This window comes from Streptomyces sp. S.PNR 29, from assembly GCF_030386795.1.
Taxonomy (GTDB): domain Bacteria; phylum Actinomycetota; class Actinomycetes; order Streptomycetales; family Streptomycetaceae; genus Streptomyces.
In genome coordinates this window covers 388,355-410,998 of sequence record NZ_JANUQM010000002.1, presented here as the reverse complement: position 1 = coordinate 410,998, position 22,644 = coordinate 388,355, and the positions used below count along the sequence as shown (strand labels likewise).

Genomic DNA, 22,644 nt, shown 5'->3' with positions numbered 1-22,644 from the left:
GCACCACCGGCCGCCCCCCTTCGCTGTGTGTTGCGACCTGCCCGGCGCTGCGGTGGCCGGGAAGGTCGAGCAGCCGCGCCGCGCCGGCTGCGGAAACCCGTCCGGGCGTGCACCAGGGCCCCCTGCGCCACCGGCCGCCGCCTCCCCAGCACCCGGCACCGCATGCCCGTCTCCACGGACACCGCCACCGAGAACCCGGACCTGCGCGGAGTACGGGGCCGAAGCCCGTTCGGGCGTGCACCGGGGGCCGGGCGGGCGCCCCGCGGTGACACTCTGGGCATGGACGCTTCCCGCACCCGTGCCCCACGGCTGCTCGCCGCGCTCGTCTGTTTCGCCGCCCTCGTCACCGGGTGCACCGGCTCCGGCTCCGCGGGCGAGGGGGAGAGCACGACCCGGCGGGCGGCCGCGGTGCCGATGCAGGACAGCGACCTGGAGAGCGACTACAAGCGGGTGATCAGGGACGTCCTGCCGTCGGTCGTGCAGATCCGGGGCCGCGGCGATCTCGGCTCGGGGGTGGTGTACGACGGCGAGGGGCACATCGTCACCAACGCGCACGTCGTCGGCGACGAGCGGACCTTCCGGGTGACGACCGCCAACAGCGAGGACGCCCTCACCGCGACGCTCGTCTCCTCCTATCCTCAGCAGGACCTCGCCGTCATCAAGCTGGACAAAGCGCCGGACGGGCTGAAGGGCGCCCGGTTCGGGGACTCCACGAAGGTGGAGGTCGGGCAGATCGTCCTCGCCATGGGCTCGCCGCTCGGTCTGTCCTCCAGCGTGACGCAGGGCATCGTCTCGGCGACCGGACGGACCGTCACCGAGAGCACCGGCGACGGCGGTACGGGCGCGACACTCGCCAACATGGTGCAGACCTCGGCGGCCATCAACCCCGGCAACAGCGGCGGCGCCCTGGTGAACCTCGACGGGCAGGTCATCGGCATCCCGACGCTCGCCGCGACCGATCCCGGCCTCGGGGACGACGCCGCGCCCGGCATCGGGTTCGCGATCCCGGCGTCGACGGTGAAGACGATCGCGGACCAGATCGTCCGCGACGGCAGGGTCACCGACTCGGGCCGGGCGGCGCTCGGCATCACCGGCCGCACGGTCGTGAACGACTCCTACCAGTCCGCCGGGGTCGCCGTCGTCGAGGTGATGAGGGGTGGCGCGGCCGACAAGGCGGGCATCGAGCCCGGGGACGTCATCACGAAGCTGGGTGACACGGACATCACCACCATCACCTCCCTCGCCGGAGCGCTGGCGGCCCAGAAGCCGGGCGACAGGACGACGGTGACGTTCACGCGCAACGGCGACAAGCGGACGGTGGATGTGACGCTGGGTGAGCAGTAGGGCGGGGGCAGCGAGGCCCCCGCCCCCGGTTCACGCCTGGTCCGCGTGCAGGCTCATCGGGCCGTAGATCTCCGTGGAGTCCTCGAACAGCCGCACCTGGTCCGTGCCGCCTTCCTGCAGAGCCTTCCAGTGCTCCCCGATCCACGACTCGGCATCCCCCTGCGTGGTGAAGTCCTCGGGCTGCACCGCGGGCTGGACCTCCGTCCCGTCGGCCGTCTCGAACCGCCACGTCCATGCCGCCATGTACGCCTCCAAGATGTGAGCACATGCAGAGCAGAAGCCGGATCTTGGTCCGGCTCCTGTCCAGAGCCTAGCCGGACGGGCAAGAGCCACGCCGACAAGCGAAAATCGGGTCCGTGGAACTGACACTGCTCGGCACCGGTACCCCCGAAGGACTCCCCCGCCCCTCCTGTCCCTGCGCGACCTGTGCGGCGGCGCTCGGCGTGGACGCGCGGGCGGCCACCGCGCTGCTCGTGGACGGGGCGCTGCTGCTCGACCTGACGCCCGGCGCGGCGTTCGCGGCGGCACGGGCGGGACGTTCCCTGGGTGGCGTACGGCAGGTGCTGCTGTCGCATCCGCAGGACGGGCCTGCGGTGGAGGTGCCGGCGGGGCTGCCGCAGCCCGGGCGGGTCCCGGACGGGCGTGAGCTGGCGCTGCTGACGGGGCATCGGGTGCGGGCGGTGGCGATGGACGCGCCCGGCACCGGGTACGCGGTGACGGGCCCGGACGGGCAGCGGCTGCTGTATCTGCCGCCGGGCGGAGCGCCGGCCGGGCTGCAGGCGCCCGCCGAGGCGTACGACATGGTCCTCGCGGACGTCGTGGGGCGGCCGGACGCGCTGGCGAGGCTCCGCGCGGTGGGAGCGGTGGGGCCGACCACCGACGTCGTCGCCGTTCACCTCGACCACGACGTGCCGCCGGGCGCGGAGCTGCGGCGGCGGCTCGCCGCGGCGGGGGCGCGGGCGGTGCCGGACGGGACGACGCTGGAGGTGGGCGCCTACGAGGACGTACCGGACGTGCCGCGGCGGACGCTGGTGCTGGGCGGGGCACGGTCGGGGAAGTCGGTGGAGGCCGAGCGGCGGCTGGAGGCCTTCCCCGAGGTGCTGTACGTCGCGACCGGTGGGTCCCGTAACGGGGACACCGAGTGGGCGTCGCGGGTCGCGGCGCACCAGGAGCGGCGGCCGGGGTCGTGGCGGACCGCCGAGACGTGCGACCTGGTGCCGTTGCTGAAGGACGACGGGCCGCCGCTGCTCATCGACTGCCTGTCGTTGTGGCTGACGGACGCGATGGACTCCGTCGGCGCGTGGGACGACGCGGAGTGGGCCGGTGGCGGGGAGCGGGCGCTCAGGGACCGGGTGCGGGAGCTGGCTCAGGCGGTGCGCGGCACGCGGCGCACCGTGGTCGCCGTGTCGAACGAGGTGGGGTCGGGCATCGTGCCGGCCACGGCCTCGGGACGGCGGTACCGGGACGAACTCGGACGGCTGAACGCTGCGTTCGCGGACGAGTGCGAGCACGTGGTGCTGGTGGTGGCGGGTCAGGCGCTGGTGCTACGCGGCTGACGCTCCCTTGCGGGCGATGAGGCGGTAGGCGTTCGCGAAGGGCGTGTGGCGCAGGAGGGGGGCCAGGGCGTGGTCCGCCGTCCAGGCCGCGGCCACCAGGGGGAGGCCGGCCGCCAGCAGGGTGGCCCGCAGGCCGCGCTGGAGCCGGGTCGGCGGGATGGCACGCCAGGGGGTGTCCGGGGCGGGCAGGGCGTGGGAGAGGGCCAGGGCGAAGGCGCCCGCCAGGTCGTACGGGACGTGCGCGGTGCGGCGGTCGACGGCGAGGACCGTGCAGCCCCGGGCCTCCAGTTCGGCGCGGAGGTTGGCCGGCGGCGGCAGGTGCAGGTGGCGCGGCTGGTCGTACGGCAGCCACCACTTGCCGAGCAGGAGGGCGAACACCGAACGCGGGTCGGGGAGTTCGACGAGGAGGTGGCCGCCGGGGCGGAGGACGTCGAGGGCGGCGCGGAGTTCCTCGCGGGGGTCCGGGGTGTGGTGCAGGTGCTGGAGCATGCTGACGACGTCGTAGCGGGCGCGCAGGCGGGCCCTGATGTGGGGGTCCGTGAGGTGGCCGATGTACGCCTCCTCGACCCGTCCCGCCGCCTGGGCCCGCTGGACGCGCCAGGTGGTGTCCAGACCGTCGAAGGCGGTGTACGGGAAGAACTCCCGCGCCCGCTGCGGGAAGCGGGCGTGGCCCGTGCCCACGTCCAGCCAGCTCTCCGGCTCGGTGAAGCGCAGCATCGCGCGGGCGGCGGAGCGGTGTCCGCGGCGGACGCCGGTGCGGGCGACGACACCGGCGAGGCGCCCCTCGTCGAGGTCCCGGTGGTAGAAGGTCACGCCTTCCGCGGTCAGCCGGGGGTTCTGGAAGGTGTGGACGCAGTCCCGGCACTCGGCGAGGAGGAACCGGCCCGGTTTGTGCAGCCGCAGGTCCCCGGCGCGCAGCCGGGTGCGCAGGCGCTGCGAGCCGCACCAGGGGCAGTCCTCACGGGGCGGCTCCTGGAAGCGGTCGGTGCCCTCGGCGAGGTAGGCGAGGTAGGCGGCACGGCGACGGGCGGTCGTCTGCCGGGCGCGGGGCGCTGGGGGTGCGGACATGGGCGGCTCCCGAGCGAGTGAGGCCGAGTGGGGCGAGCAGGAAAGGACGTACGACAATCTGCTGCAAAACGGAACGTATGGGATAGGGATCTTGGGTGCAACGACGTCACGCGCGCGTGGTGACGACAGGGCGCGGTCGTGTTCGATCAGGGCCGGTACTGTTCGGCGAATGAGCTCGCTTAATCTCGACGACTTCACCGATCTGATCGAGCGCCCCGACGGCGGGGTGCGCCGCGACGCCGAGGCGCGCCGGGAGCGTCAGATCGTGCCGCCCGGATCGCTGGGCCGCCTCGACGACCTGGGTGAGTGGCTGGCGGCGGCGCAGTCCGCAGTGCCGGTGCGGCCGATCGAACGGCCGCGGGTGGTTCTGTTCGCCGGTGACCACGGGGTCGCCGAACTGGGCGTCTCGGCGCGGCCCGCGGGCAGCGCCGGGCAGTTGGTGCGGGAGGTACTGGAGGGCGGGCGGCCCGTGTCGGTGCTCGCCCGGCGGCTGGACGTGCCGGTGCGGATCGTCGATCTGGGGCTGGACTGCGACCCGGAGACGCTGCCCGCCGACGTCGCACGGCACCGGGTGCGGCGCGGCAGCGGGCGCATCGACGTCGAGGACGCGCTGACCCTGGAGGAGGCGGCGACCGCCTTCCTCACCGGGGTCGCGGTGGCCGACGAGGAGGCCGACTCCGGTACGGATCTGGTGGTGCTCGGCGATGTGAGCGTGGGCGGGACGACGGCGGCAGGGGTGCTGGTCGCGGCGCTGTGCGGAACCGACGCGTCCGTCGTCACCGGGCGGGGCGGGCTGGCGATCGACGATCTGGCCTGGATGCGCAAGTGCGCGGCGATCCGGGACGCCCTGCGCCGGGCCCGGCCGGTGCTCGGGGACCAGCTGCAGCTGCTGGCGACGGTGGGCGGCGCCGACCTCGCCGCGATCACCGGCTTTCTGCTGCAGAGCGCGGTGCGGAAGATGCCGGTGATCCTCGACGGGGTCGTGACGGCCGCCTGCGCGCTGGTGGGTCAGCGGATCGCGTTCCGCGCGCCGGACTGGTGGCTCGCCGCGCACGACAGCGGGGAGCCGGGGCAGGCCAAGGCGCTCGACCGCATGGCGCTGGAGCCGCTGCTGTCACAGGGGGTGACCGTCGGGGAGGGCGCGGGGGCGTTGCTGGCGCTGCCGCTGGTACAGGCCGCGGCGGCGCTGGCCGCCGAGCTGCCGGAGAAGCCGAAGGAGTCGGAGGCACCGGCGGTTTCCGGCGACCCGGCGGAGGAGTAGCCGGTCCGGCCGGTTCGGCACCGCCGGACTGCACCGGCGCGGCAGAGGGCCGGCGCGGCGAAAGAGTCCGGCACCGACAGGCCCTGGGGACCGGCACCGACAGACGCCGACGGTGACAGTCGGCACCGACAAACCGCCGACGCTGCGGACCGACACCGACAAACCGCCGCCCTTAGGACCGGCACCGACAGACCACCGACGGCAAGGGCCCGCGCCAACAGACCGCCGACGGTGACAGTCGACACCGACAAACCGCCGCCCCTGAGACCGGGCCGACGGACCGCCAACGGCAAGGGCCCGCGCCGGCAGACCGCCGGCGGCGAGGGCCGGCGCTGGCGGCGGGTCGGTCCCGCGGGCCCTCGTCGCGTCAGTGGCGTTCGAGGGCCCGGGTCGGTTCGTCCGGTTTGCCGCCGATCCAGTCCTGGAGGACGCGGCTGGGGCGGGCCCAGCGGCGGTCGTGGTGATACGCACGCAGACGCGCCTTGGCGCGGGCCCGCGGGCGGCGGCCGTAGAAGCGCCTGGCCCAGGGAGAGCCGGGGCGGGCCAGGCGGACCGCCCCGACCAGGGCGATGAGGGGAATGATCACGCCGAAGATCGCGGTACGGGTCTTGCCCTTGCTCAGGGCGATGAGCGCGACGAGGAAGTTCCCCGTGACGCTCAGCAGGACGCCGGCGCGCCCCTGCTCCTCGCCCTCGGAGACGTCGTTGACGCCGAACGGCGAGAATCCGATGAGGACCAGGCCGACCAGGGCCGCCGTGAGCACCACGACCTCCACGCTCTTGCGCCCGGCCTCGCTCCAGTAGACGTCGTCGAGGTGCAGGATCAGCGCGAACTCGTCCAGCACGAGCCCCGCCCCCATGCCGAACAGGACCGCGCACAGTCTCGATCCCCAGCCCTCCGCGCCGCTGGCGACCACGCCGAAACCGCCGATGATCGTGAGGACCACCCCGGGTACCACGTGGTGAATGTGGAGCTCACCGGTCTGGACGTTGCGGAAGGGACCCTTGCCCGCCCGGATCATCCGTGTGATGAGCCGCGTGATCAGGAACGTCAGAACAAAGGCGGCCAGAGCAAGGAGCAGCGGCAGCTTGCCCGGTTCCACGATGTTCCTTTGCCACCAATCTCCCATATGGGAACTTTATCCACTGGAGACGCGGGTAGTCTGCGCCGGTGTCCAGGACTCCATGGCCCGACGGCCTCCGTTTCGCCTTCGGCACCCTCACCGTGCTCCCGGTCGGGGTGACCCGCTGGGACCGTCCGGCCGCCCGCGCCGGCATGCTCTGCGCGCCGCTGGCCGGGCTGGTGGTCGGCACCGGTGCCGCCGCCGCCGGACTCCTGCTGCTGTTCCTCGGCTCGGGCCCACTGCTCGCCGCCGTCGCCACCGCCGCCGTACCCGCCGTCCTCACCCGCGGTCTGCACCTCGACGGGCTGGCCGACACCGCGGACGGACTCGGCAGCGGGAAGCCCGCCGAGGACGCACTGCGGATCATGAAGCAGTCGGACATCGGACCGTTCGGCGTACTCACGCTGGTCCTCGTGCTGCTGGCGCAGGTGGCGGCGCTGGCGCGGGCGTACGACGGCTCCTGGGCCCGGGGAGCGCTCGCCGCCGTCGTCGCGGCGACCGTCGCCCGGCTCGCCCTCACCCTGGCCGCCCGGTCGGGGATACCGGCCGCCCGCCCGGAGGGGCTGGGGGCCGCGGTCGCCGGTGCGGTGCCGGTACCGGGCGCGGTGGGGGCCGCCCTCGCCGTGGCCGGGGCGGCGGCTGCCCTGTCGGCGCTCCTCGGGCCGTACGGCCTCGTGCGGACCGCCCTCGCGGTCGTCCTCTCCGTCGCCGCCGCCGAACTCCTCCTGCGCCGCTGCACGCGCCGCTTCGGCGGAGTCACCGGTGACGTGTTCGGTGCCCTCGCGGAGACGGCGGCGACCACCGCGCTCGTCGTGCTGGCCCTGGGCTGAGCGTAGGCTCGTCACGGGTGTTCGCCGACAGGGTGAAGGCCCCGGTCGCCGCCGCACTCCCAGGTCGCGCCTGGGGTCGGCTGTCGGGCCCGGTCGACCCACCCGTTTCGGCCACAGCAACTTCACATCGGAAGCGAGAATTCACCACCGTGACTGCTCTCACTCTCAGCACCGCCGCGGCGCCCGGCCTGCGGGCCGACGCGATCGTGATCGGGGTCGCCAAGGGCTCCAAGGGGCCGGTCGTCGCACCGGGCGCCGAGGCCGTGGACAAGGCGTACGACGGCAAGCTGGCCGGCGTCCTGGAGACCCTCGGCGCCTCCGGTACCGAGGGCGAGGTGACGAAGCTGCCCGCGCCGTCCGGATTCAAGGCGCCGCTCGTGGTGGCGGTGGGCCTGGGCGCGCAGCCCGAGAAGGACTCCGGGTTCGACGCGGAGGCGCTGCGCAAGGCCGCCGGCGTGGCCGCCCGTGCCCTCGCCGGGTCCAAGAAGGCCGCCTTCGCCCTGCCGCTCACGGACGCCGCCGACGCCGGCGCGATCGGCGAGGGCGTGCTGCTCGGCGCCTACACCTTCGACTCGTACAAGGACAACAACAAGGACCCGAAGGCGAAGAACGGCAAGGCCCCGCTGGCCGAGGCCGCCCTGCTCGGCGGCAAGCCGCGCGACAAGGCGTACAAGGCGGCCGTCGAGCGTGCCGTCGCCGTCTGCGAGGAGCTCAACCGCGCCCGGGACCTGATCAACATGCCGCCGAACGACCTCAACCCCGAGGCGTTCGCCGCGATCGCGCAGACCGCGGCCAAGGAACACGGCATCAAGATCCAGGTGCTGGACGAGAAGGCGCTCGTCAAGGGCGGCTACGGCGGCATCCTCGGCGTCGGCTCCGGTTCGGCGTCGGCACCCCGCCTGGTGAAGCTGTCGTACACCCACTCCAAGGCGAAGAAGCACCTCGCCTTCGTCGGCAAGGGCATCACCTACGACTCGGGCGGCATCTCGCTGAAGCCGGCCGGGCACAACGAGACGATGAAGTGCGACATGAGCGGCGCGGCGGCGGTTTTCGCGGCCGTGGTCGCCGCCGCGCGCATCGGCCTGGAGGTGAACGTCACCGGCTGGCTGGCGCTCGCCGAGAACATGCCGTCCGGGTCGGCGACGCGCCCCGGTGACGTGCTGCGCATGTACAGCGGCAAGACGGTGGAGGTGCTCAACACCGACGCCGAGGGCCGGCTGGTGCTGGCCGACGCCCTGTGGGCCGCGTCCGCGGAGAAGCCGGACGCGATCGTGGACGTGGCGACCCTGACCGGCGCGATGATGCTGGCGCTGGGCAGCCGGACGTTCGGGATCATGGCCAACGACGACGCGTTCCGCTCCGCGGTGCACGAGGCCGCGGAGGAGGTCGGCGAGGCCGCGTGGCCGATGCCGCTGCCCGAGCATCTGCGCAAGGGGATGGACTCGGCCGTCGCCGACATCGCGAACATGGGTGAGCGGATGGGCGGCGGGCTGGTCGCCGGCCTGTTCCTCAAGGAGTTCGTGGGTGAGGGCATCACCTGGGCCCACCTGGACATCGCGGGGCCGGCGTTCAACGAAGGGGGCCCCTTCGGGTACACGCCCAAGGGTGGTACCGGGACCGCGGTGCGGACGCTGGTGCGGCTCGCCGAGCTGACGGCGGCGGGGGATCTGGGGTGACGTTCGCCTAGGGGCTCGGGCCGTCCGGTTGTGCGGCGGCCGCGGGGGCGTGGGGTGCTGGTCGCGCAGTTCCCCGCGCCCCTTCGGGTTGGCCGCAGTCGACGTGGGCGCTGGTTTCAAGTCGGCTGTGCCCCCTGTCCGTCGCAGACGTGGGGCGTCTCACACCCCGGCCCCGCGTCTCTTCCGCCTCCGACAAGTGCAAAGATGGGCTCGGCAGGACAGGGCCCCACCAAGGGCCGAAGAAAGAGCGGCCGGACACCAGCCGCCTGCCGGTCAGTGAAGACCGGCGTACGGCGCACATGCATGGAGGACGTGACGTGGCGAACGACGCCAGCACCGTTTTCGACCTAGTGATCCTCGGCGGTGGTAGCGGTGGTTACGCCGCGGCCCTGCGCGGGGCGCAGCTGGGCCTGGACGTCGCCCTGATCGAGAAGGACAAGGTCGGCGGCACCTGCCTGCACCGAGGATGCATCCCCACCAAGGCCCTGCTGCACGCGGGTGAGATCGCCGACCAGGCCCGCGAGAGCGAGCAGTTCGGCGTGAAGGCCAGCTTCGAGGGCATCGACGTACCGGCCGTCCACAAGTACAAGGACGAGGTCATCTCGGGCCTGTACAAGGGCCTGCAGGGGCTCATCGCCTCCCGCAAGGTGACCTACATCGAGGGTGAGGGCCGGCTGTCCTCGGCCACCTCGGTCGACGTCAACGGCCAGCGGATCCAGGGCCGTCACATCCTGCTCGCGACCGGTTCCGTGCCGAAGTCGCTGCCGGGCCTGGAGATCGACGGCAACCGGATCATCTCCTCGGACCACGCCCTCGTGCTGGACCGCGTGCCGAAGTCCGCGATCGTCCTCGGCGGCGGTGTCATCGGCGTGGAGTTCGCCTCCGCGTGGAAGTCCTTCGGTGCCGACATCACGATCATCGAAGGTCTGAAGCACCTCGTCCCGGTCGAGGACGAGAACTCCTCGAAGCTTCTTGAGCGCGCGTTCCGCAAGCGCGGCATCAAGTTCAACCTGGGCACCTTCTTCCAGAAGGCCGAGTACACCCAGGACGGTGTCAAGGTCACCCTCGCCGACGGCAAGGAGTTCGAGGCCGAGGTCCTCCTCGTCGCCGTCGGCCGCGGCCCGGTCTCGCAGGGCCTGGGCTACGAGGAGGTCGGGGTCGCCATGGACCGCGGCTACGTCCTCGTCGACGAGTACATGCGGACGAACATCCCGACCATCTCCGCCGTCGGTGACCTCGTCCCCACCCTCCAGCTCGCGCACGTCGGTTTCGCCGAGGGCATCCTGGTGGCGGAGCGCCTGGCCGGTCTGAAGACCGTTCCGATCGACTACGACGGCGTGCCGCGCGTGACGTACTGCCACCCGGAGGTCGCCTCCGTCGGCATCACCGAGGCCAAGGCCAAGGAGATCTACGGCGCGGACAAGGTCGTCGCTCTGAAGTACAACCTCGCGGGCAACGGCAAGAGCAAGATCCTGAAGACCGCGGGCGAGATCAAGCTCGTCCAGGTCAAGGACGGTGCCGTGGTCGGCGTCCACATGGTCGGCGACCGCATGGGCGAGCAGGTCGGCGAGGCCCAGCTGATCTACAACTGGGAAGCGCTGCCGGCCGAGGTCGCCCAGCTCGTCCACGCCCACCCGACGCAGAACGAGGCGCTCGGCGAGGCCCACCTGGCGCTGGCGGGCAAGCCGCTGCACTCGCACGACTGAACAGCCCTCGGGCGCGACGACACAGACTTCCGCACTTTGTAAGGAGCAACCGAAACCATGGCGGTTTCCGTAACCCTTCCGGCGCTCGGCGAGAGCGTCACCGAGGGCACTGTCACCCGCTGGCTGAAGGCCGAGGGGGAGCGCGTCGAGGCCGACGAGCCGCTGCTCGAGGTCTCCACCGACAAGGTCGACACCGAGATCCCGGCCCCCGCGGCCGGTGTGCTTTCCTCCATCAAGGTCGCCGAGGACGAGACGGTCGAGGTCGGCGCCGAGCTGGCCGTGATCGACGACGGCACCGGCGCCCCGGCTGCCGCCCCGGCGCCCGCCGCCGAGGCCGCCCCGGCTCCGGCCCCCGCCGCCGAGGCCCCGGCCCCGGCCGCCCCGTCCACCGAGCAGGCCGCCCCCGCTCCGGCCCCGACCGCCGAGGCCGCCGCCGGCGCCGGCACCGCCGAGGGCACGGACGTGGTGCTGCCCGCGCTCGGCGAGTCCGTCACCGAGGGCACCGTCACCCGCTGGCTGAAGTCGGTCGGCGACAGCGTCGAGGCCGACGAGCCGCTGCTCGAGGTCTCCACCGACAAGGTCGACACCGAGATCCCGGCGCCCACCTCCGGTGTGCTGCTGGAGATCACCGTCGGCGAGGACGAGACCGCCGAGGTCGGCGCCAAGCTGGCCGTCATCGGCGCCCCGGGTGCCGCTCCGGCCGCCGCCGAGGCCCCGGCCGCTCCGGCTCCGGCCCCCGCCGCCGAGGCCCCGGCCGCTCCGGCTCCGGCTCCCGCGGCTCCGGCGCCCGCGCCGACTCCGGCTCCGGCTCCGGCTCCGGCTCCGCAGGCGCCCACGGCTCCGGCCCCGCAGCAGCAGGTCACCCCGGCTCCCGAGCCGGCCCCTGCCGCTCCGGCGCCCGCGCCGACCCCGGCTCCGGCTCCGGCCGCCGCCGCTCCGGCCGCCGCCAAGCCGACCGACGAGGGCGCCTACGTCACCCCGCTGGTGCGCAAGCTCGCCGCCGAGAACGGCGTCGACCTGTCCACCGTCACCGGCACCGGTGTCGGCGGCCGCATCCGCAAGCAGGACGTCCTCGCCGCCGCCGAGGCCGCGAAGGCCGCCGCCGCTGCCCCGGCTCCGGCCGCCGCCGCCCCGTCGGCCGCGAAGAAGGCCCCGGTGCTGGAGGCGTCGCCGCTGCGCGGCCAGACCGTCAAGATGCCGCGCATCCGCAAGGTCATCGGCGACAACATGGTCAAGGCCCTGCACGAGCAGGCCCAGCTGTCCTCGGTCGTCGAGGTCGACGTCACCCGCCTGATGAAGCTGCGCGAGCGGGCCAAGGCCTCCTTCCAGGCCCGTGAGGGCGTCAAGCTCTCCCCGATGCCGTTCTTCGTCAAGGCGGCCGCGCAGGCGCTGAAGGCCCACCCGGTCATCAACGCCAAGATCAACGAGGCCGAGGGGACCATCACCTACTTCGACACCGAGAACATCGGTATCGCGGTGGACTCCGAGAAGGGCCTGATGACCCCGGTCATCAAGAACGCCGGTGACCTCAACATCGCCGGCATCTCCAAGGCCACGGCCGACCTGGCGGGCAAGGTCCGCGCCAGCAAGATCACCCCGGACGAGCTGTCCGGCGCGACCTTCACCATCTCCAACACCGGGTCGCGTGGCGCGCTGTTCGACACGATCATCGTGCCGCCGGGCCAGGTGGCGATCCTCGGCATCGGTGCCACGGTCAAGCGCCCGGCCGTGATCGAGACCGAGGAGGGCACGGTCATCGGCGTCCGCGACATGACGTACCTGACCCTCTCCTACGACCACCGCCTGGTGGACGGCGCCGACGCGGCCCGTTACCTGACGGCGGTCAAGGCGATCCTGGAGGCGGGCGAGTTCGAGGTCGAGCTCGGGCTGTAATCGCTGATCCGCTGCAACGCACTGATGCCCTTGCCCGGAAGCTCCGGGCAAGGGCATCAACCTTTGGGCAGGGCGCCGCGGTCAACGTGTAAGTCTCGTCTCACCTGCACCAAAGCGCCCCCACGCGCCCCTCCCGCGGAGCGAACCGGCCTTATTGTCTAAACGTCAAACGCCCTCAGGGGGCCACTGGGCCCCTCCCTAAGGAGCCCTCATGACCGCGCCCGTCGTCCACTCGCTGCGCGAACAGATCCGCGTGCACATCCTGGAAGGGATCATCAGCGGGCGCTGGCAGCCGGGCGAGCGGATCGTGGAGCGGCGGATCGCCGTGGAGCTGGAGGTCAGCCAGACGCCCGTACGGGAGGCCCTGCGGGAGCTGGAGGCGCTGCGACTGATCGAATCCGCGCCGAACAAGGGTGTGCGGGTCAGGAATCTCACCGCCATGGACCTGGAGGAGATCTACCCGGTCCGGGCCGGTCTGGAGCAGATCGCCGCCGAGCTGGCGGCGCAGCGGCTGGCCGGGGACACCTCGGCGCTGGAGCCCGAGGTCGCGGCGCTGTACGAGGCGGACCGCATGGCCGACGGTGAGGCGCAGGTGCGGCACACCGTGGCCTTCCACCGGGAGATGGTGCGCGCCGCCGGGAACAGCGTGCTGCTGCACACCTGGGAGGGGCTGGGCATCGAGGTGTTCACGGCGCTGTCGATCCGGTGGCTGGGTACGGCGCAGCAGTCGTACGCGGAGGAGCACGAGGCGCTGGTGGAGGCGTTCAAGCGGCGGGATCCGGACATCGGCCGCCTGGTGAAGGAGCACGTACTGGGCTGCGCTCCACGCGCCACCGACGAACGCGCCCAGGAGCCTGCCTGACGCGTACCGCCCCATCGATCCTGACTGCTTTTACCGATTTAGGTGGCTTGTTGGCGTTTCGGGCAGGAAGGTAGGAGGAGGGGGGACTTCTTCCACTCACGCTCCCCACCACGGGAGGACGGAGATGACTTCCCCACAGATGCGGCAAGAGCCGATCCAGGACGAGACGCCCCGGACCGCCCCCTCGGCCGAGGAGGCGCGCGGCCGGGAGGAAGCCAGGGGCGGCAAGGTGGTGCACCTGCACACCGCGCATCCCCGGGTGCCCATCCCCTATGTGACACCGGGCGACATGTTCCGGAGCACCCAGGGCGCCACCGGCGCGGTCATGGGCCTGCTCCCCTCACCCCGCAAGCTGGCCTTCTACGGGATCCTCGGCGGCATGGCCGCGGCCGGAGCCCTGGCGTGGCCGGTCGCGGTCACCGTCGGTGCCGCCACCGAGGTGATCACCCGGGAGCAGGCCGCACGGGAACGCGGCGAGCGGGAGAGGGAGCAGAGCCGGCAGTCCGCCGAAGAGCCCTCCATCCGGCCGGATCCCGCCGTGCCCGGGCAGACGGTCACAGGATGACGCGTCCGCGTCGCGCACGCGGGTGGGGCCGGACGGCGGACGGCCGACCGTCCGCCCCCACCTGCGTGCCGCACTCCAGGACCATCCCGGCAGGCGCGCACGTTAGCCCGCCGCAGCTCAGGTGAGCAGGTAAAAAGCGGCACCGCGTGCCCGGATCCACGGCACGCCATGCCAATTTCTCGGTACCAAGAGATTTTGGGCTTCAACCCTTTGATCGATCATCGATCAGGGAGTTACAGTCGCCGACGGGCCACGCGGCGGAGCCGCACAACGACTCCGCGCCAAAGCCTCACGCCCTGTCCTGCCAAAGACCAAGGGCACCCCCGAACCCTTACCGATGAGGGAACCCCTTCGACTGAGGAAGGCGGCGACATGACCGACCCCAACGCCATCCAGCCGAGCGAGCTCGACCAGCTCCCGGACCGGGACCCGGAGGAGACCGCCGAATGGCAGGCCTCCCTGGACGCGGTCGCCGAAGCGGCCGGGCCGCACCGTGCCGCATACCTGATGCGCCGCACGCTGGAGCGCGCCGAGGGGACCGGCGTCCCGCTGCCGAAGCTGCTGGAGACCGACTACGTCAACACCATCCCCACCGCCGCCGAGCCGGCCGTGCCCGGTGACGAGGCGATGGAGCAGCGGATCACCGCGTGGAACCGCTGGAACGCGGCCGCGATGGTCACCCGCGGCAGCAAGTACGGCGTCGGCGGCCACATCGCCACCTTCGCCTCCGCGGCCTGGCTGTACGAGACCGGCTTCAACCACTTCTTCAAAGGCAAGGAGACCGACGGTTCGGGCGACCAGCTCTACATCCAGGGCCACGCCTCCCCCGGTATCTACGCCCGCGCCTTCCTCGACGGCCGGCTGAACGAGACGCACCTCGACAACTTCCGCCGCGAGGCCGGCGGCGAGGGCCTCCCGTCGTACCCGCACCCGCGCCGCCTGCCCTGGCTGTGGGAGTTCCCCACCGTCTCCATGGGTCTGGGCCCGCTCTCCGCCATCTACCAGGCGCGGTTCAACCGCTACCTCGCCAACCGCGGGATCAAGGACACCTCCGGCTCGCACGTCTGGGCCTTCCTCGGCGACGGCGAGATGGACGAGCCCGAGTCGACGGCGGCCCTCGCGCTCGCCGCCCGCGAGGAGCTGGACAACCTCACCTTCGTCATCAACTGCAACCTGCAGCGCCTCGACGGACCGGTCCGCGCCAACTTCAAGATCGTGCAGGAGCTGGAGGCCCAGTTCCGCGGCGCCGGCTGGAACGTGATCAAGACGCTCTGGGGCTCCGCCTGGGACGAGCTGTTCCAGCTCGACACCACCGGCGCGCTCGTACGCCGCCTGCGCCAGGTGCCGGACGCGCAGATCCAGACGTACCAGACCCGTGACGCCGCCTACATCCGCCAGGACTTCTTCGGCGCCGACCCGGCGCTGGTGGACATGGCGAAGCTGCTGAGCGACGACAAGATCCTCGACTGTTTCCACCTCTCCCGTGGCGGTCACGAGCCACGCAAGGTGTACGCCGCGTACAAGGCCGCCGTGGAGCACAAGGGCGCGCCGACCGTGATCCTGGCGCAGACCGTCAAGGGCCACACCCTCGGCGAGGGCTTCGCGTCGAAGAACGCCAACCACCAGATGAAGAAGCTGACGGTGGACGAGTTCAAGGCGATGCGTGACCTGCTTGAACTGCCCATCCCGGACAGCCGGTTCGTGGACGGGGTCGTCCCCTACGCCCACCCGGGCGCCGACTCCCCCGAGGTCCGCTACCTCCAGGAGCGCCGCGCCGCCCTCGGCGGCCCCGCCCCGGCCCGCCGCGTCCACCCGGTGGCCCCGCTGCCGGCGCCCGCCGAGAAGGCGTTCGCGGCCTTCGACAAGGGCTCCGGCTCGCAGAACGTCGCCACCACCATGGCGTTCGTCCGCCTGGTCAAGGACCTGGTCCGCGACAAGGAGACCGGCAAGCGCTGGGTGCCGATCGTCCCCGACGAGGCGCGCACCTTCGGCATGGAGTCGCTGTTCCCGTCCCTCGGCATCTACTCCCCCAAGGGCCAGACGTACGAGCCGGTCGACCGCGACCAGCTGATGTACTACAAGGAGGCCGTCAGCGGTCAGATCCTCAACGAGGGGATCACCGAGGCGGGTTCGATGGCCGACTTCATCGCCGCGTCGACGTCGTACGCGACGCACGGCGAGCCGATGATCCCGTTCTACATCTTCTACTCGATGTTCGGCTGGCAGCGCACGGCCGACCAGATGTGGCAGCTCGGCGACCAGCTCGGCCGTGGCTTCCTGATCGGCGCGACGGCGGGCCGGACCACCCTGACCGGCGAGGGTCTGCAGCACGCCGACGGCCACTCCCCCGTGATCGCCGCGACCAACCCGGCCGCGCTGACCTACGACCCGGCGTTCGCGTACGAGATCGCGGTGATCGTCCGCGACGGCCTGCGCCGTATGTACGGCGAGGCGGCCCCGGGCGAGGACCAGAACGTCTTCTACTACCTCACCGTCTACAACGAGCCGCTGCCGCAGCCCGCGAAGCCGTCCGCCGACGGCGTCGACGAGGGCATCGTCAAGGGCCTGTACCGCTTCAACACGGCGGAGTCGGCGGGCGTGACCGTGCCGGCCAACGCCCCCCGGATCCAGTTGCTGGGCTCCGGTACGGCGATCCACTGGGCGCTGAAGGCCCAGGCGCTGCTCGCCGAGGAGTGGGGCGTGGCGGCGGACGTGTGGTCGGCGACGTCCTGGAGCGAGCTGCGCCGGGACGCCCTGGAGGCCGACGCGGCGCTGCTGCGGGGCGAGGAGCGGGTGCCGTACGTCCGCCAGGCGCTCCAGGGTGCCGAGGGCCCGGTGCTGGCGGTGTCCGACTACATGCGTCAGGTCCCGGACCAGATCGCGCAGTGGGTCGACCAGGACTGGTCCTCGCTCGGCGCCGACGGCTTCGGCCTGTCGGACACCCGCGAGGCCGCCCGCCGCCACTTCGGCGTCGACGCCGAGTCCATCGTGGTCGCGGCCCTGGCCCAGCTCGCCAAGCGCGGCGAGGTCAAGGCGACGGCGGTGAAGGAAGCGCGCGAGAAGTACGGCCTGTAAGGCCCCATCGCCGGCAGGCCCCCGCTTCGGTGGGGGCCTCCTGCATGATTGCTGCATGCGCGCTGCCCGGCTGATCAGAATGGTGCTGCTGCTCCAGTCCCGGCCCTCCATGACCGCCGCCGAACTCGCCCGGGAGCTGGAGGTGTCGGAGCGGACGGTGACCCGGGACGCGCAGGCGCTGAGCGAGGCCGGGGTTCCGGTGTACGCGGACCGGGGGCGGGCCGGCGGGTACCGGCTGATCGGCGGATACCGGACGCGGCTGACCGGGCTGCACCGCAGCGAGGCCGAGGCGCTGTTCCTGTCCGGCGTGCCGGGGGCGCTGCGCGAGATGGGGCTTCAGGACGCGGCCTCCGCGGCGCGGCTGAAGGTGTCCGCCGCTCTCCTGCCCTCCCTCCGCGACGCCTCCCGTACGGCGGCCCAGCGGTTCCACCTGGACGCGCCGAACTGGTTCAGGGAGCCCGAGACGCCCGAGCTGCTGCCGGCGGTCGCGGACGCGGTGTGGGACGACCGGCGGATCACCGCGCGCTACCGGCGCGGTGCGGAGGAGGTCGACCGGGAGCTGGAGCCGTACGGGCTGGTGCTGAAGGCCGGCGTCTGGTACCTGTGCGCGCGGGTGGCGGGCAACGGGGCGTTCCGGGTGTACCGGATCGACCGGTTCACGGCGGTGGAGCCCGGCCAGGAGCGCTTCGAACGCTCCGAGGAGTTCGATCTGCACGCCTTCTGGGAGGAGCGGGCCGAGCAGTTCGCGCGGTCGATCCTGCGCGCCGAGGTCAGGGTGCGGCTGTCGGAGGAGGGCGTGCGGCGGCTGCCGTACGCCCTCGGTCCGCAGTCCGCGCGGGAGGCGCTGGCGGCCGCGGGCGCGCCGGATGACGACGGGTGGGTGACGCTGACCCTCCCGGTGGAGTCCGAGGAGGTCGCCCACGCCCAGCTCACGGGACTCGGGCCCGAGGTCGAGGTGCTGGCACCCGAGGAGCTCCGGGCCCGGTTCGCGGCTGACGCGCGGCGGCTCGCCGGGCTGTACGGATCCCTGCCGGGGACATAACGATCCGCACTGCTCCACGTGCGTCCCATCCGCCCAGGGCCGATGCTTGACCCGTGATGGACGAGACGGAGTTCTGGGAGCTGATCGACGCCACCCGGGAAGCCGCCGACGGCGACCCGGAGGAGCAGGCCGACCTGCTCGTGGAGCGACTGCTGCGGCTGGACCCGGAGATGGTCCTGGACTTCGCCCGTCACTTCGAGGCCCGCTACAACCGCGCGTACACCTGGGAGCTGTGGGGCGCCGCCTGGGTGCTGCTGGACGGGGCGAGCGACGACGCCTTCGACTTCTTCCGGTGCTGGCTGATCGGCCAGGGCCGCGAGGTGTACGAGGGCGCCGTGCACGACCCCGACGCGCTCGCCGGCCTGCTGGACACGTTCGACGAGGAGCTCGACGGCGACGGCGAGGAGCTCGGCTACGCGGCCGACGAGGCCTACGAGCAGCTCACCGGCACGGTCGCCCCCGACCTGGGCATCCCGCCCGCGCCCCCGGAACCGGAGGGCACCCCGATCGACTTCGAGGACCGGCGGGCGCTCGCCGAGCGGTTTCCCCGGCTGTGGGAGCGGTTCGGCGGCTGACCTCTCAGGCCGCCGTCCGCCTGCGGCTCGTGTCCGACGGGATGTACGCCTGCGTCTGGTCCGCCTGCACCGCGTGGTGCATCGGCGCCGCGTTGGCCTGGTCGAGGGCGGACGCGGTGACCGCGGCCGGCCCCAGGACGACGGCCAGGGCCGCGCACAGCGCCGTCCAGGGACGGCCGGCCGTCTCCGCCCAGGTGCCGGTCTTCGTGCGCTGCGCAGGACTGCTGTTCCTCATGATCCCCACCTCCGGTCGGCTTCTGCCGGAACCGTAGGACGCGGGGATCTGAGGACCCTGCGCTCCCGCTGTGACGTTCCTGTGCACCTGGGCCCCCGAGCGGCACACCTAGGCCCTGTCGTTTGGATCATCCCGGCGTCGCAGGGCCTAGCCCGCTTCTGCCGGCGTCCTGCCCTGCAGCCCGGCCGCACGCTGTCTGATCTCGGGGAGGCGGGCGCTCAGGGACGCGCCGGGGCAGCTCGTCATGAAGGCGTCGTCGTGGCCCGCGACGGCGGGCATGGTGGCGGCGGTGCCGGCCGCGTACCGGCTGCGGTCGTTGCTGGAGACCAGGCGGACCTGTGCGCGCGGATCGGTGTCGGACAGGCCGAGTTTCCAGGCGGCCAGTGCGGCGATCGCCTCGGTCAGCTCGCGCGGCACGGGCACGCCCGCGGTGAAGGTGCCCAGGGCTGCGATGCCGGTGGTGCGGTGGTTGAAGCCCTGGGTGTGGGCGCCGGTGACGGGGCGGTCGACGCCGCCGGCCCGGCCCTCGTAGATGGTGCCGCAGCGGTCGACGAGGAAGTTGTAGCCGATGTCGTCCCAGTCGCGGGCGCCGGTCTGGCCCATGTACAGGGCGCGGATGATGCGGGGCGTGTCGGCGCAGTCGTAGCTGTTGGGCGAGTCGGTGTGGTGGACGAAGACGGCGGCGACCGTGTCGTCGTAGCGCGGGAGCGGCTGCCGGCGGGCGGCGGCGCCCAGCCAGGAGGACCTGGGCACGATGTGCGGTCTGGCGGCGAGGTGCCGGGGGTCGGAGCGGACCGCGGTGGACCGGGCCTGCGTCGCGACCGTGCGTTCGACGCCGTGCGCGCACAGCACCAGCGCGACGGCGGCGGCGAGGCCGGGCAGGCAGCCGAGCAGCACCAGGGCGGCGCCGGGCAGGCGGCCCCCGCGCCGTTCCCGTCTCCCCCGCCGCCCTCGGAAGACACGCATGGTCCCACTGTCCGCCCGATCCGGTCCGCCCGCGATGTGTGCTGTGCCACCCGGTGGAACCATCGTCCTGGTCCATGACGTTTTTCCGGATGCATGCGCGCGTGTGGCCGGTTTTCGGCCGCCACGCCGACGTAGCTGATCACCGGGCCCGTCCCCCACGTACTAAGGGTCCGAGAGAAAGGCGGCTTGTGTGGACCTGCTCGACATCCTGTTGGCGCTGGCGGTACTGGCCTACGCGGCGTCCGGCTACCGCCGCGGGCTGGTGGCCGGCTGCGTCTCGTTCGCCGGTTTCGTGGGCGGTGCGGTCGTGGGCGTGTGGGTCCTGCCCTGGATGATGAACCTGGTGGAGCCGGGGACGACGGCGGCGACGGTGACGGCCGTGTTCACGGTGCTGCTCCCGGCGGTGGTGGGCCACGAGCTGGCGGGGCGGCTGGCCCTCAGACTGCGCCGGGAGCTGGACCGGGGACCGCTGCGGGTGGTCGACGGGGTCGGCGGGGCGGTGGCCAACTCGGTGGCGGTGCTGATCGTGGCGTGGGTGGCGGCGAGCGTCCTGGCCGCGTCCTCCTCGCCGCTGCTGACATCGGCGATCCGGGACTCCCGGCTGCTCGGCGCGGTGCAGCAGGCCATGCCGGACACCACCCCCGCGTGGTTCTCGCGGGCCACGTCGGCGCTGACCCAGGCCGGCTTCCCGCAGGTCTTCAACCCGTTCGAGAACGAGTCGACCGCCCGGGTCGCCCGCCCCTCCGGCGACAGCGTCACACCGGCCGCCACCAACGCCGCCAAGCTCAGCACGGTGAAGATCGAGGGCGTCGCCGGCACCCAGGGCCGCGAGGGCTCCGGCTTCGTCTACGCCCCGCAGCACGTGATGACCAACGCCCATGTGGTGGCCGGCATCGACGAGCCGACCGTCAGGATCGGCGGGGTGGGACGCTCGTACGAGGCTCGGGTGGTGCTGTTCGACCCCGACAAGGACGTGGCCGTGCTGTACGTCCCCGAACTGCGCGCCCCCGTTCTGCGCTTCGACGACGGCGCCGAGCGCGGCGACTCGGCGGTGGTCGCGGGCTATCCGGAGGACGGCGACCTGAACCTGCAGGCGGCGACGGTGGCGAACCGGGTGCGGGCGAACGGCCAGAACATCTACAACGACGAGGTCGTCACCCGCGAGATCTACTCGATCCGCTCCACCGTCCGCCCCGGCAACTCCGGTGGCCCGCTGCTGACCACCGACGGCCGGGTGTACGGCGTGGTCTTCGCCCGCTCCACCTCGGACGCCGAGACCGGCTACGTCCTGACGGCCGCGGAGGTCGCCTCCGACGCCGCACGCGCGGCGGACGCGACGACGCCGGTGGACACGGGGGATCTGGTGACGTCGTAGGTCCCTCGGACTCGTAGGTCCCTCAGACCAGGGACTGGCCCATCAGCACGTCGTCGACGTACGTACCGTCGAGGCAGAACTCCTCCGGCTGGACGCCCTCGACGACGAAACCCTCGGACTCGTAGAGCTTGCGGGCCGCCGTGTTGTGGCCGAGGACGCGCAGGGTGATACGGCGGGCGCCCCGCTCCCGAGCCTCGTCGACGGCGGCACGGACCAGGGCGCGGCCGACGCCCCTGCCGCGCGCCTCGTCGGCGACGGCGAGACCACGGATCTGCCGTACATGCGCGTTGGAGGCGAGCTCCGTGGGGAAGCCGAGGCGGACGTAGCCCACGAGGCGGCCGGCGAGTTCGGCGACCAGATGGTCGAGCGGGCCCGCACGGTCCCTGAAGAAGGGGTCCTCCGGTCGTGGCGGAGGCGTGACCGCGTGCAGGTACGACCAGGTGTCCCGGTCGAGCCGCCGCAGCGCCTCCTCGTCCTCGGACCTGGCCTGACGTATGTACGGAACCGGCATGACGATCACTGTACGACGCGGGTACGACACCCGGTCCGGAGTTTTCCGGCCGGTACGCGGCAGGATGGGCGCATGGAACGTTCCCGCATCGCGGTGGCCGGCGCGTCCGGTCTCATCGGCAGCGCACTGGTGCGGTCCCTGACCGCCGACGGGCACGAGGTGGTGCGCCTGGTGCGCCGTGCGCCCCGGACGGCGGACGAGGTCCGGTGGGACCCCGAGCGGAAGCACGTGGACGCGGCCGGGCTGGCCGGGTGCGACGCGGTGGTCAACCTGGCGGGGGCCGGGGTCGGCAACCGCCGCTGGACCGAGGCGTACAAGGCGCGGATCCGTGCCGGCCGCGTCCTCGGCACGGCGGCGCTCGCCGAGGCCGTCGCCGCGCTGGAGAAGCGGCCGAGGGTCTTCGTGAACGGCAGCGCGATCGGCATCTACGGGGAGACCGGGGACCGGCCCGTCGACGAGAGCGCGCCCCCGGGTGAGGGCTTCCTGCCCCGGCTGTGCGTGGAGTGGGAGGCGGCCGCGGCACCCGCCCGGGAGGCCGGCGTACGGACCGTGTTCACCCGCACCGGGCTGGTGGTGTCCCGCGAGGGCGGGGCCTGGGGGCGGCTGTTCCCGCTCTTCCGGGCGGGACTCGGCGGACGGATGGGCGACGGGCGGCAGTACTGGTCGTTCGTCGCGCTGCACGACGAGGTGGCCGCGATCCGGCATCTCCTCGACCGTGACGACCTGTCCGGGCCGTTCAACCTCACCGCCCCGCAGCCGCTGACGAACCGTGAGATCACCGAGGCGATGGGCCGCGTACTGCACCGGCCGACGCCGTTCGCGGTGCCCGCGCCGGTGCTGCGGGCCGTGCTCGGCGAGATGGCCGGGGAGGTGCTGGGCAGCGCGCGGGTGCTGCCGGCACGGCTGCTGGAGTCGGGATTCGCGTTCGCCTTCCCGGGGATCGACGACGCGATCAGGGCGGCTTTGCGGCCCTGAAGGTCC

The 22,644-nt window shown here is 72.7% G+C and carries 20 protein-coding genes; 14 read left to right on the top strand and 6 right to left on the bottom strand.

Annotated features, from left to right (window positions below):
- The first annotated feature begins 279 nt into the window (after nucleotides 1-279).
- Entirely contained in the window at nucleotides 280-1,344 is a 1,065-nt protein-coding gene (locus NW895_RS06550) for a trypsin-like peptidase domain-containing protein (RefSeq protein ID WP_289934355.1), read from the top strand.
- A gap of 30 nt (nucleotides 1,345-1,374) precedes the next feature.
- Here NW895_RS06550 and NW895_RS06545 read toward each other — a convergent pair whose 3' ends face one another.
- The gene (locus NW895_RS06545; RefSeq protein ID WP_289934354.1) at nucleotides 1,375-1,587 is read right to left on the bottom strand and encodes a hypothetical protein; all 213 of its coding nucleotides are present in this window, start codon (nucleotides 1,585-1,587) and stop codon (nucleotides 1,375-1,377) included.
- A 113-nt stretch (nucleotides 1,588-1,700) separates the two neighbouring features.
- Between NW895_RS06545 and NW895_RS06540 the strand changes: the two genes are divergently transcribed.
- On the top strand, nucleotides 1,701-2,900 hold the full coding sequence (locus NW895_RS06540) for a bifunctional adenosylcobinamide kinase/adenosylcobinamide-phosphate guanylyltransferase (protein ID WP_289934353.1): 1,200 nt from the start codon (nucleotides 1,701-1,703) through the stop codon (nucleotides 2,898-2,900).
- Here the strand turns inward: NW895_RS06540 and NW895_RS06535 are convergent.
- Complete coding sequence (locus NW895_RS06535) at nucleotides 2,889-3,968, bottom strand: class I SAM-dependent methyltransferase (protein ID WP_289934352.1); 1,080 nt, start codon at nucleotides 3,966-3,968, stop codon at nucleotides 2,889-2,891. The two genes, NW895_RS06540 and NW895_RS06535, sit on opposite strands and share 12 nt — an antisense overlap.
- A 169-nt stretch (nucleotides 3,969-4,137) precedes the next feature.
- Here NW895_RS06535 and cobT point away from each other — a divergent pair, with 169 nt between their 5' ends.
- Entirely contained in the window at nucleotides 4,138-5,229 is a 1,092-nt protein-coding gene (gene cobT / locus NW895_RS06530) for a nicotinate-nucleotide--dimethylbenzimidazole phosphoribosyltransferase (protein ID WP_289934351.1), read from the top strand.
- A gap of 367 nt (nucleotides 5,230-5,596) precedes the next feature.
- On the opposite strand, the gene NW895_RS06525 is transcribed toward cobT, so the two are convergent.
- Nucleotides 5,597-6,358, bottom strand: coding sequence for a hypothetical protein (locus tag NW895_RS06525; protein WP_289934350.1), 762 nt, complete (start codon nucleotides 6,356-6,358; stop codon nucleotides 5,597-5,599).
- Nucleotides 6,359-6,399: 41 nt separating this feature from the next.
- On the opposite strand from NW895_RS06525, the gene NW895_RS06520 reads away from it, so the two are divergent.
- From NW895_RS06520 to NW895_RS06480, 9 genes are all read left to right on the top strand, one after another.
- Entirely contained in the window at nucleotides 6,400-7,182 is a 783-nt protein-coding gene (locus NW895_RS06520) for an adenosylcobinamide-GDP ribazoletransferase (protein ID WP_289934349.1), read from the top strand.
- Between the two features lie 149 nt (nucleotides 7,183-7,331).
- On the top strand, nucleotides 7,332-8,858 hold the full coding sequence (locus NW895_RS06515) for a leucyl aminopeptidase (RefSeq protein ID WP_289934348.1): 1,527 nt from the start codon (nucleotides 7,332-7,334) through the stop codon (nucleotides 8,856-8,858).
- Nucleotides 8,859-9,175: 317 nt separating this feature from the next.
- The gene (gene lpdA, locus NW895_RS06510; RefSeq protein ID WP_289934347.1) at nucleotides 9,176-10,564 is read left to right on the top strand and encodes a dihydrolipoyl dehydrogenase; all 1,389 of its coding nucleotides are present in this window, start codon (nucleotides 9,176-9,178) and stop codon (nucleotides 10,562-10,564) included.
- A 57-nt stretch (nucleotides 10,565-10,621) separates the two neighbouring features.
- A complete protein-coding gene (gene sucB / locus NW895_RS06505) occupies nucleotides 10,622-12,457 on the top strand; it encodes a 2-oxoglutarate dehydrogenase, E2 component, dihydrolipoamide succinyltransferase (protein WP_289934346.1) in 1,836 nt (611 codons plus the stop codon).
- Between the two features lie 211 nt (nucleotides 12,458-12,668).
- Nucleotides 12,669-13,319: a GntR family transcriptional regulator gene (locus tag NW895_RS06500; protein WP_289934345.1), complete on the top strand. Its 651-nt coding sequence runs from the start codon at nucleotides 12,669-12,671 to the stop codon at nucleotides 13,317-13,319.
- A 124-nt stretch (nucleotides 13,320-13,443) separates the two neighbouring features.
- Entirely contained in the window at nucleotides 13,444-13,884 is a 441-nt protein-coding gene (locus NW895_RS06495; protein ID WP_289934344.1) for a hypothetical protein, read from the top strand.
- Nucleotides 13,885-14,256: 372 nt separating this feature from the next.
- On the top strand, nucleotides 14,257-16,959 hold the full coding sequence (gene aceE / locus NW895_RS06490; protein ID WP_289934343.1) for a pyruvate dehydrogenase (acetyl-transferring), homodimeric type: 2,703 nt from the start codon (nucleotides 14,257-14,259) through the stop codon (nucleotides 16,957-16,959).
- 55 nt (nucleotides 16,960-17,014) lie between these two features.
- Nucleotides 17,015-18,001: a YafY family protein gene (locus tag NW895_RS06485; protein ID WP_289934342.1), complete on the top strand. Its 987-nt coding sequence runs from the start codon at nucleotides 17,015-17,017 to the stop codon at nucleotides 17,999-18,001.
- A gap of 56 nt (nucleotides 18,002-18,057) precedes the next feature.
- Nucleotides 18,058-18,576 carry a DUF4240 domain-containing protein gene (locus NW895_RS06480; RefSeq protein ID WP_289934812.1) on the top strand — a complete coding sequence of 173 codons (519 nt, stop codon included), beginning with the start codon at nucleotides 18,058-18,060 and terminating at the stop codon, nucleotides 18,574-18,576.
- Nucleotides 18,577-18,580: 4 nt separating this feature from the next.
- Here NW895_RS06480 and NW895_RS06475 read toward each other — a convergent pair whose 3' ends face one another.
- Nucleotides 18,581-18,811: a hypothetical protein gene (locus NW895_RS06475; protein ID WP_289934341.1), complete on the bottom strand. Its 231-nt coding sequence runs from the start codon at nucleotides 18,809-18,811 to the stop codon at nucleotides 18,581-18,583.
- Between the two features lie 147 nt (nucleotides 18,812-18,958).
- Nucleotides 18,959-19,708 (bottom strand): peptidoglycan recognition protein, encoded by a 750-nt coding sequence (locus NW895_RS06470; protein WP_289934811.1) that lies wholly within the window; start codon nucleotides 19,706-19,708, stop codon nucleotides 18,959-18,961.
- Between the two features lie 259 nt (nucleotides 19,709-19,967).
- On the opposite strand from NW895_RS06470, the gene NW895_RS06465 reads away from it, so the two are divergent.
- The gene (locus NW895_RS06465) at nucleotides 19,968-21,152 is read left to right on the top strand and encodes a MarP family serine protease (protein WP_289934340.1); all 1,185 of its coding nucleotides are present in this window, start codon (nucleotides 19,968-19,970) and stop codon (nucleotides 21,150-21,152) included.
- 22 nt (nucleotides 21,153-21,174) lie between these two features.
- Here the strand turns inward: NW895_RS06465 and NW895_RS06460 are convergent, their stop codons facing one another.
- On the bottom strand, nucleotides 21,175-21,663 hold the full coding sequence (locus NW895_RS06460) for a GNAT family N-acetyltransferase (RefSeq protein ID WP_289934339.1): 489 nt from the start codon (nucleotides 21,661-21,663) through the stop codon (nucleotides 21,175-21,177).
- Nucleotides 21,664-21,735: 72 nt separating this feature from the next.
- Here NW895_RS06460 and NW895_RS06455 point away from each other — a divergent pair, with 72 nt between their 5' ends.
- Nucleotides 21,736-22,638: a TIGR01777 family oxidoreductase gene (locus tag NW895_RS06455; RefSeq protein ID WP_289934338.1), complete on the top strand. Its 903-nt coding sequence runs from the start codon at nucleotides 21,736-21,738 to the stop codon at nucleotides 22,636-22,638.
- Nucleotides 22,639-22,644: the final 6 nt, after the last annotated feature.

What these genes read in the sequence shown, in the direction of transcription:
- NW895_RS06545 (WP_289934354.1), bottom strand. Translation starts at nt 1,587, where the DNA reads ATGGCGGCATGGACGTGGCGGTTCGAGACGGCCGACGGGACGGAGGTC.
- aceE (WP_289934343.1), top strand. Translation starts at nt 14,257, where the DNA reads ATGACCGACCCCAACGCCATCCAGCCGAGCGAGCTCGACCAGCTCCCG.
- sucB (WP_289934346.1), top strand. Translation starts at nt 10,622, where the DNA reads ATGGCGGTTTCCGTAACCCTTCCGGCGCTCGGCGAGAGCGTCACCGAG.
- NW895_RS06525 (WP_289934350.1), bottom strand. Translation starts at nt 6,358, where the DNA reads ATGGGAGATTGGTGGCAAAGGAACATCGTGGAACCGGGCAAGCTGCCG.
- NW895_RS06495 (WP_289934344.1), top strand. Translation starts at nt 13,444, where the DNA reads ATGACTTCCCCACAGATGCGGCAAGAGCCGATCCAGGACGAGACGCCC.
- NW895_RS06455 (WP_289934338.1), top strand. Translation starts at nt 21,736, where the DNA reads ATGGAACGTTCCCGCATCGCGGTGGCCGGCGCGTCCGGTCTCATCGGC.
- NW895_RS06475 (WP_289934341.1), bottom strand. Translation starts at nt 18,811, where the DNA reads ATGAGGAACAGCAGTCCTGCGCAGCGCACGAAGACCGGCACCTGGGCG.
- NW895_RS06485 (WP_289934342.1), top strand. Translation starts at nt 17,015, where the DNA reads ATGCGCGCTGCCCGGCTGATCAGAATGGTGCTGCTGCTCCAGTCCCGG.
- cobT (WP_289934351.1), top strand. Translation starts at nt 4,138, where the DNA reads ATGAGCTCGCTTAATCTCGACGACTTCACCGATCTGATCGAGCGCCCC.
- NW895_RS06460 (WP_289934339.1), bottom strand. Translation starts at nt 21,663, where the DNA reads ATGCCGGTTCCGTACATACGTCAGGCCAGGTCCGAGGACGAGGAGGCG.
- NW895_RS06480 (WP_289934812.1), top strand. Translation starts at nt 18,058, where the DNA reads ATGGACGAGACGGAGTTCTGGGAGCTGATCGACGCCACCCGGGAAGCC.
- NW895_RS06500 (WP_289934345.1), top strand. Translation starts at nt 12,669, where the DNA reads ATGACCGCGCCCGTCGTCCACTCGCTGCGCGAACAGATCCGCGTGCAC.
- NW895_RS06550 (WP_289934355.1), top strand. Translation starts at nt 280, where the DNA reads ATGGACGCTTCCCGCACCCGTGCCCCACGGCTGCTCGCCGCGCTCGTC.
- NW895_RS06535 (WP_289934352.1), bottom strand. Translation starts at nt 3,968, where the DNA reads ATGTCCGCACCCCCAGCGCCCCGCGCCCGGCAGACGACCGCCCGTCGC.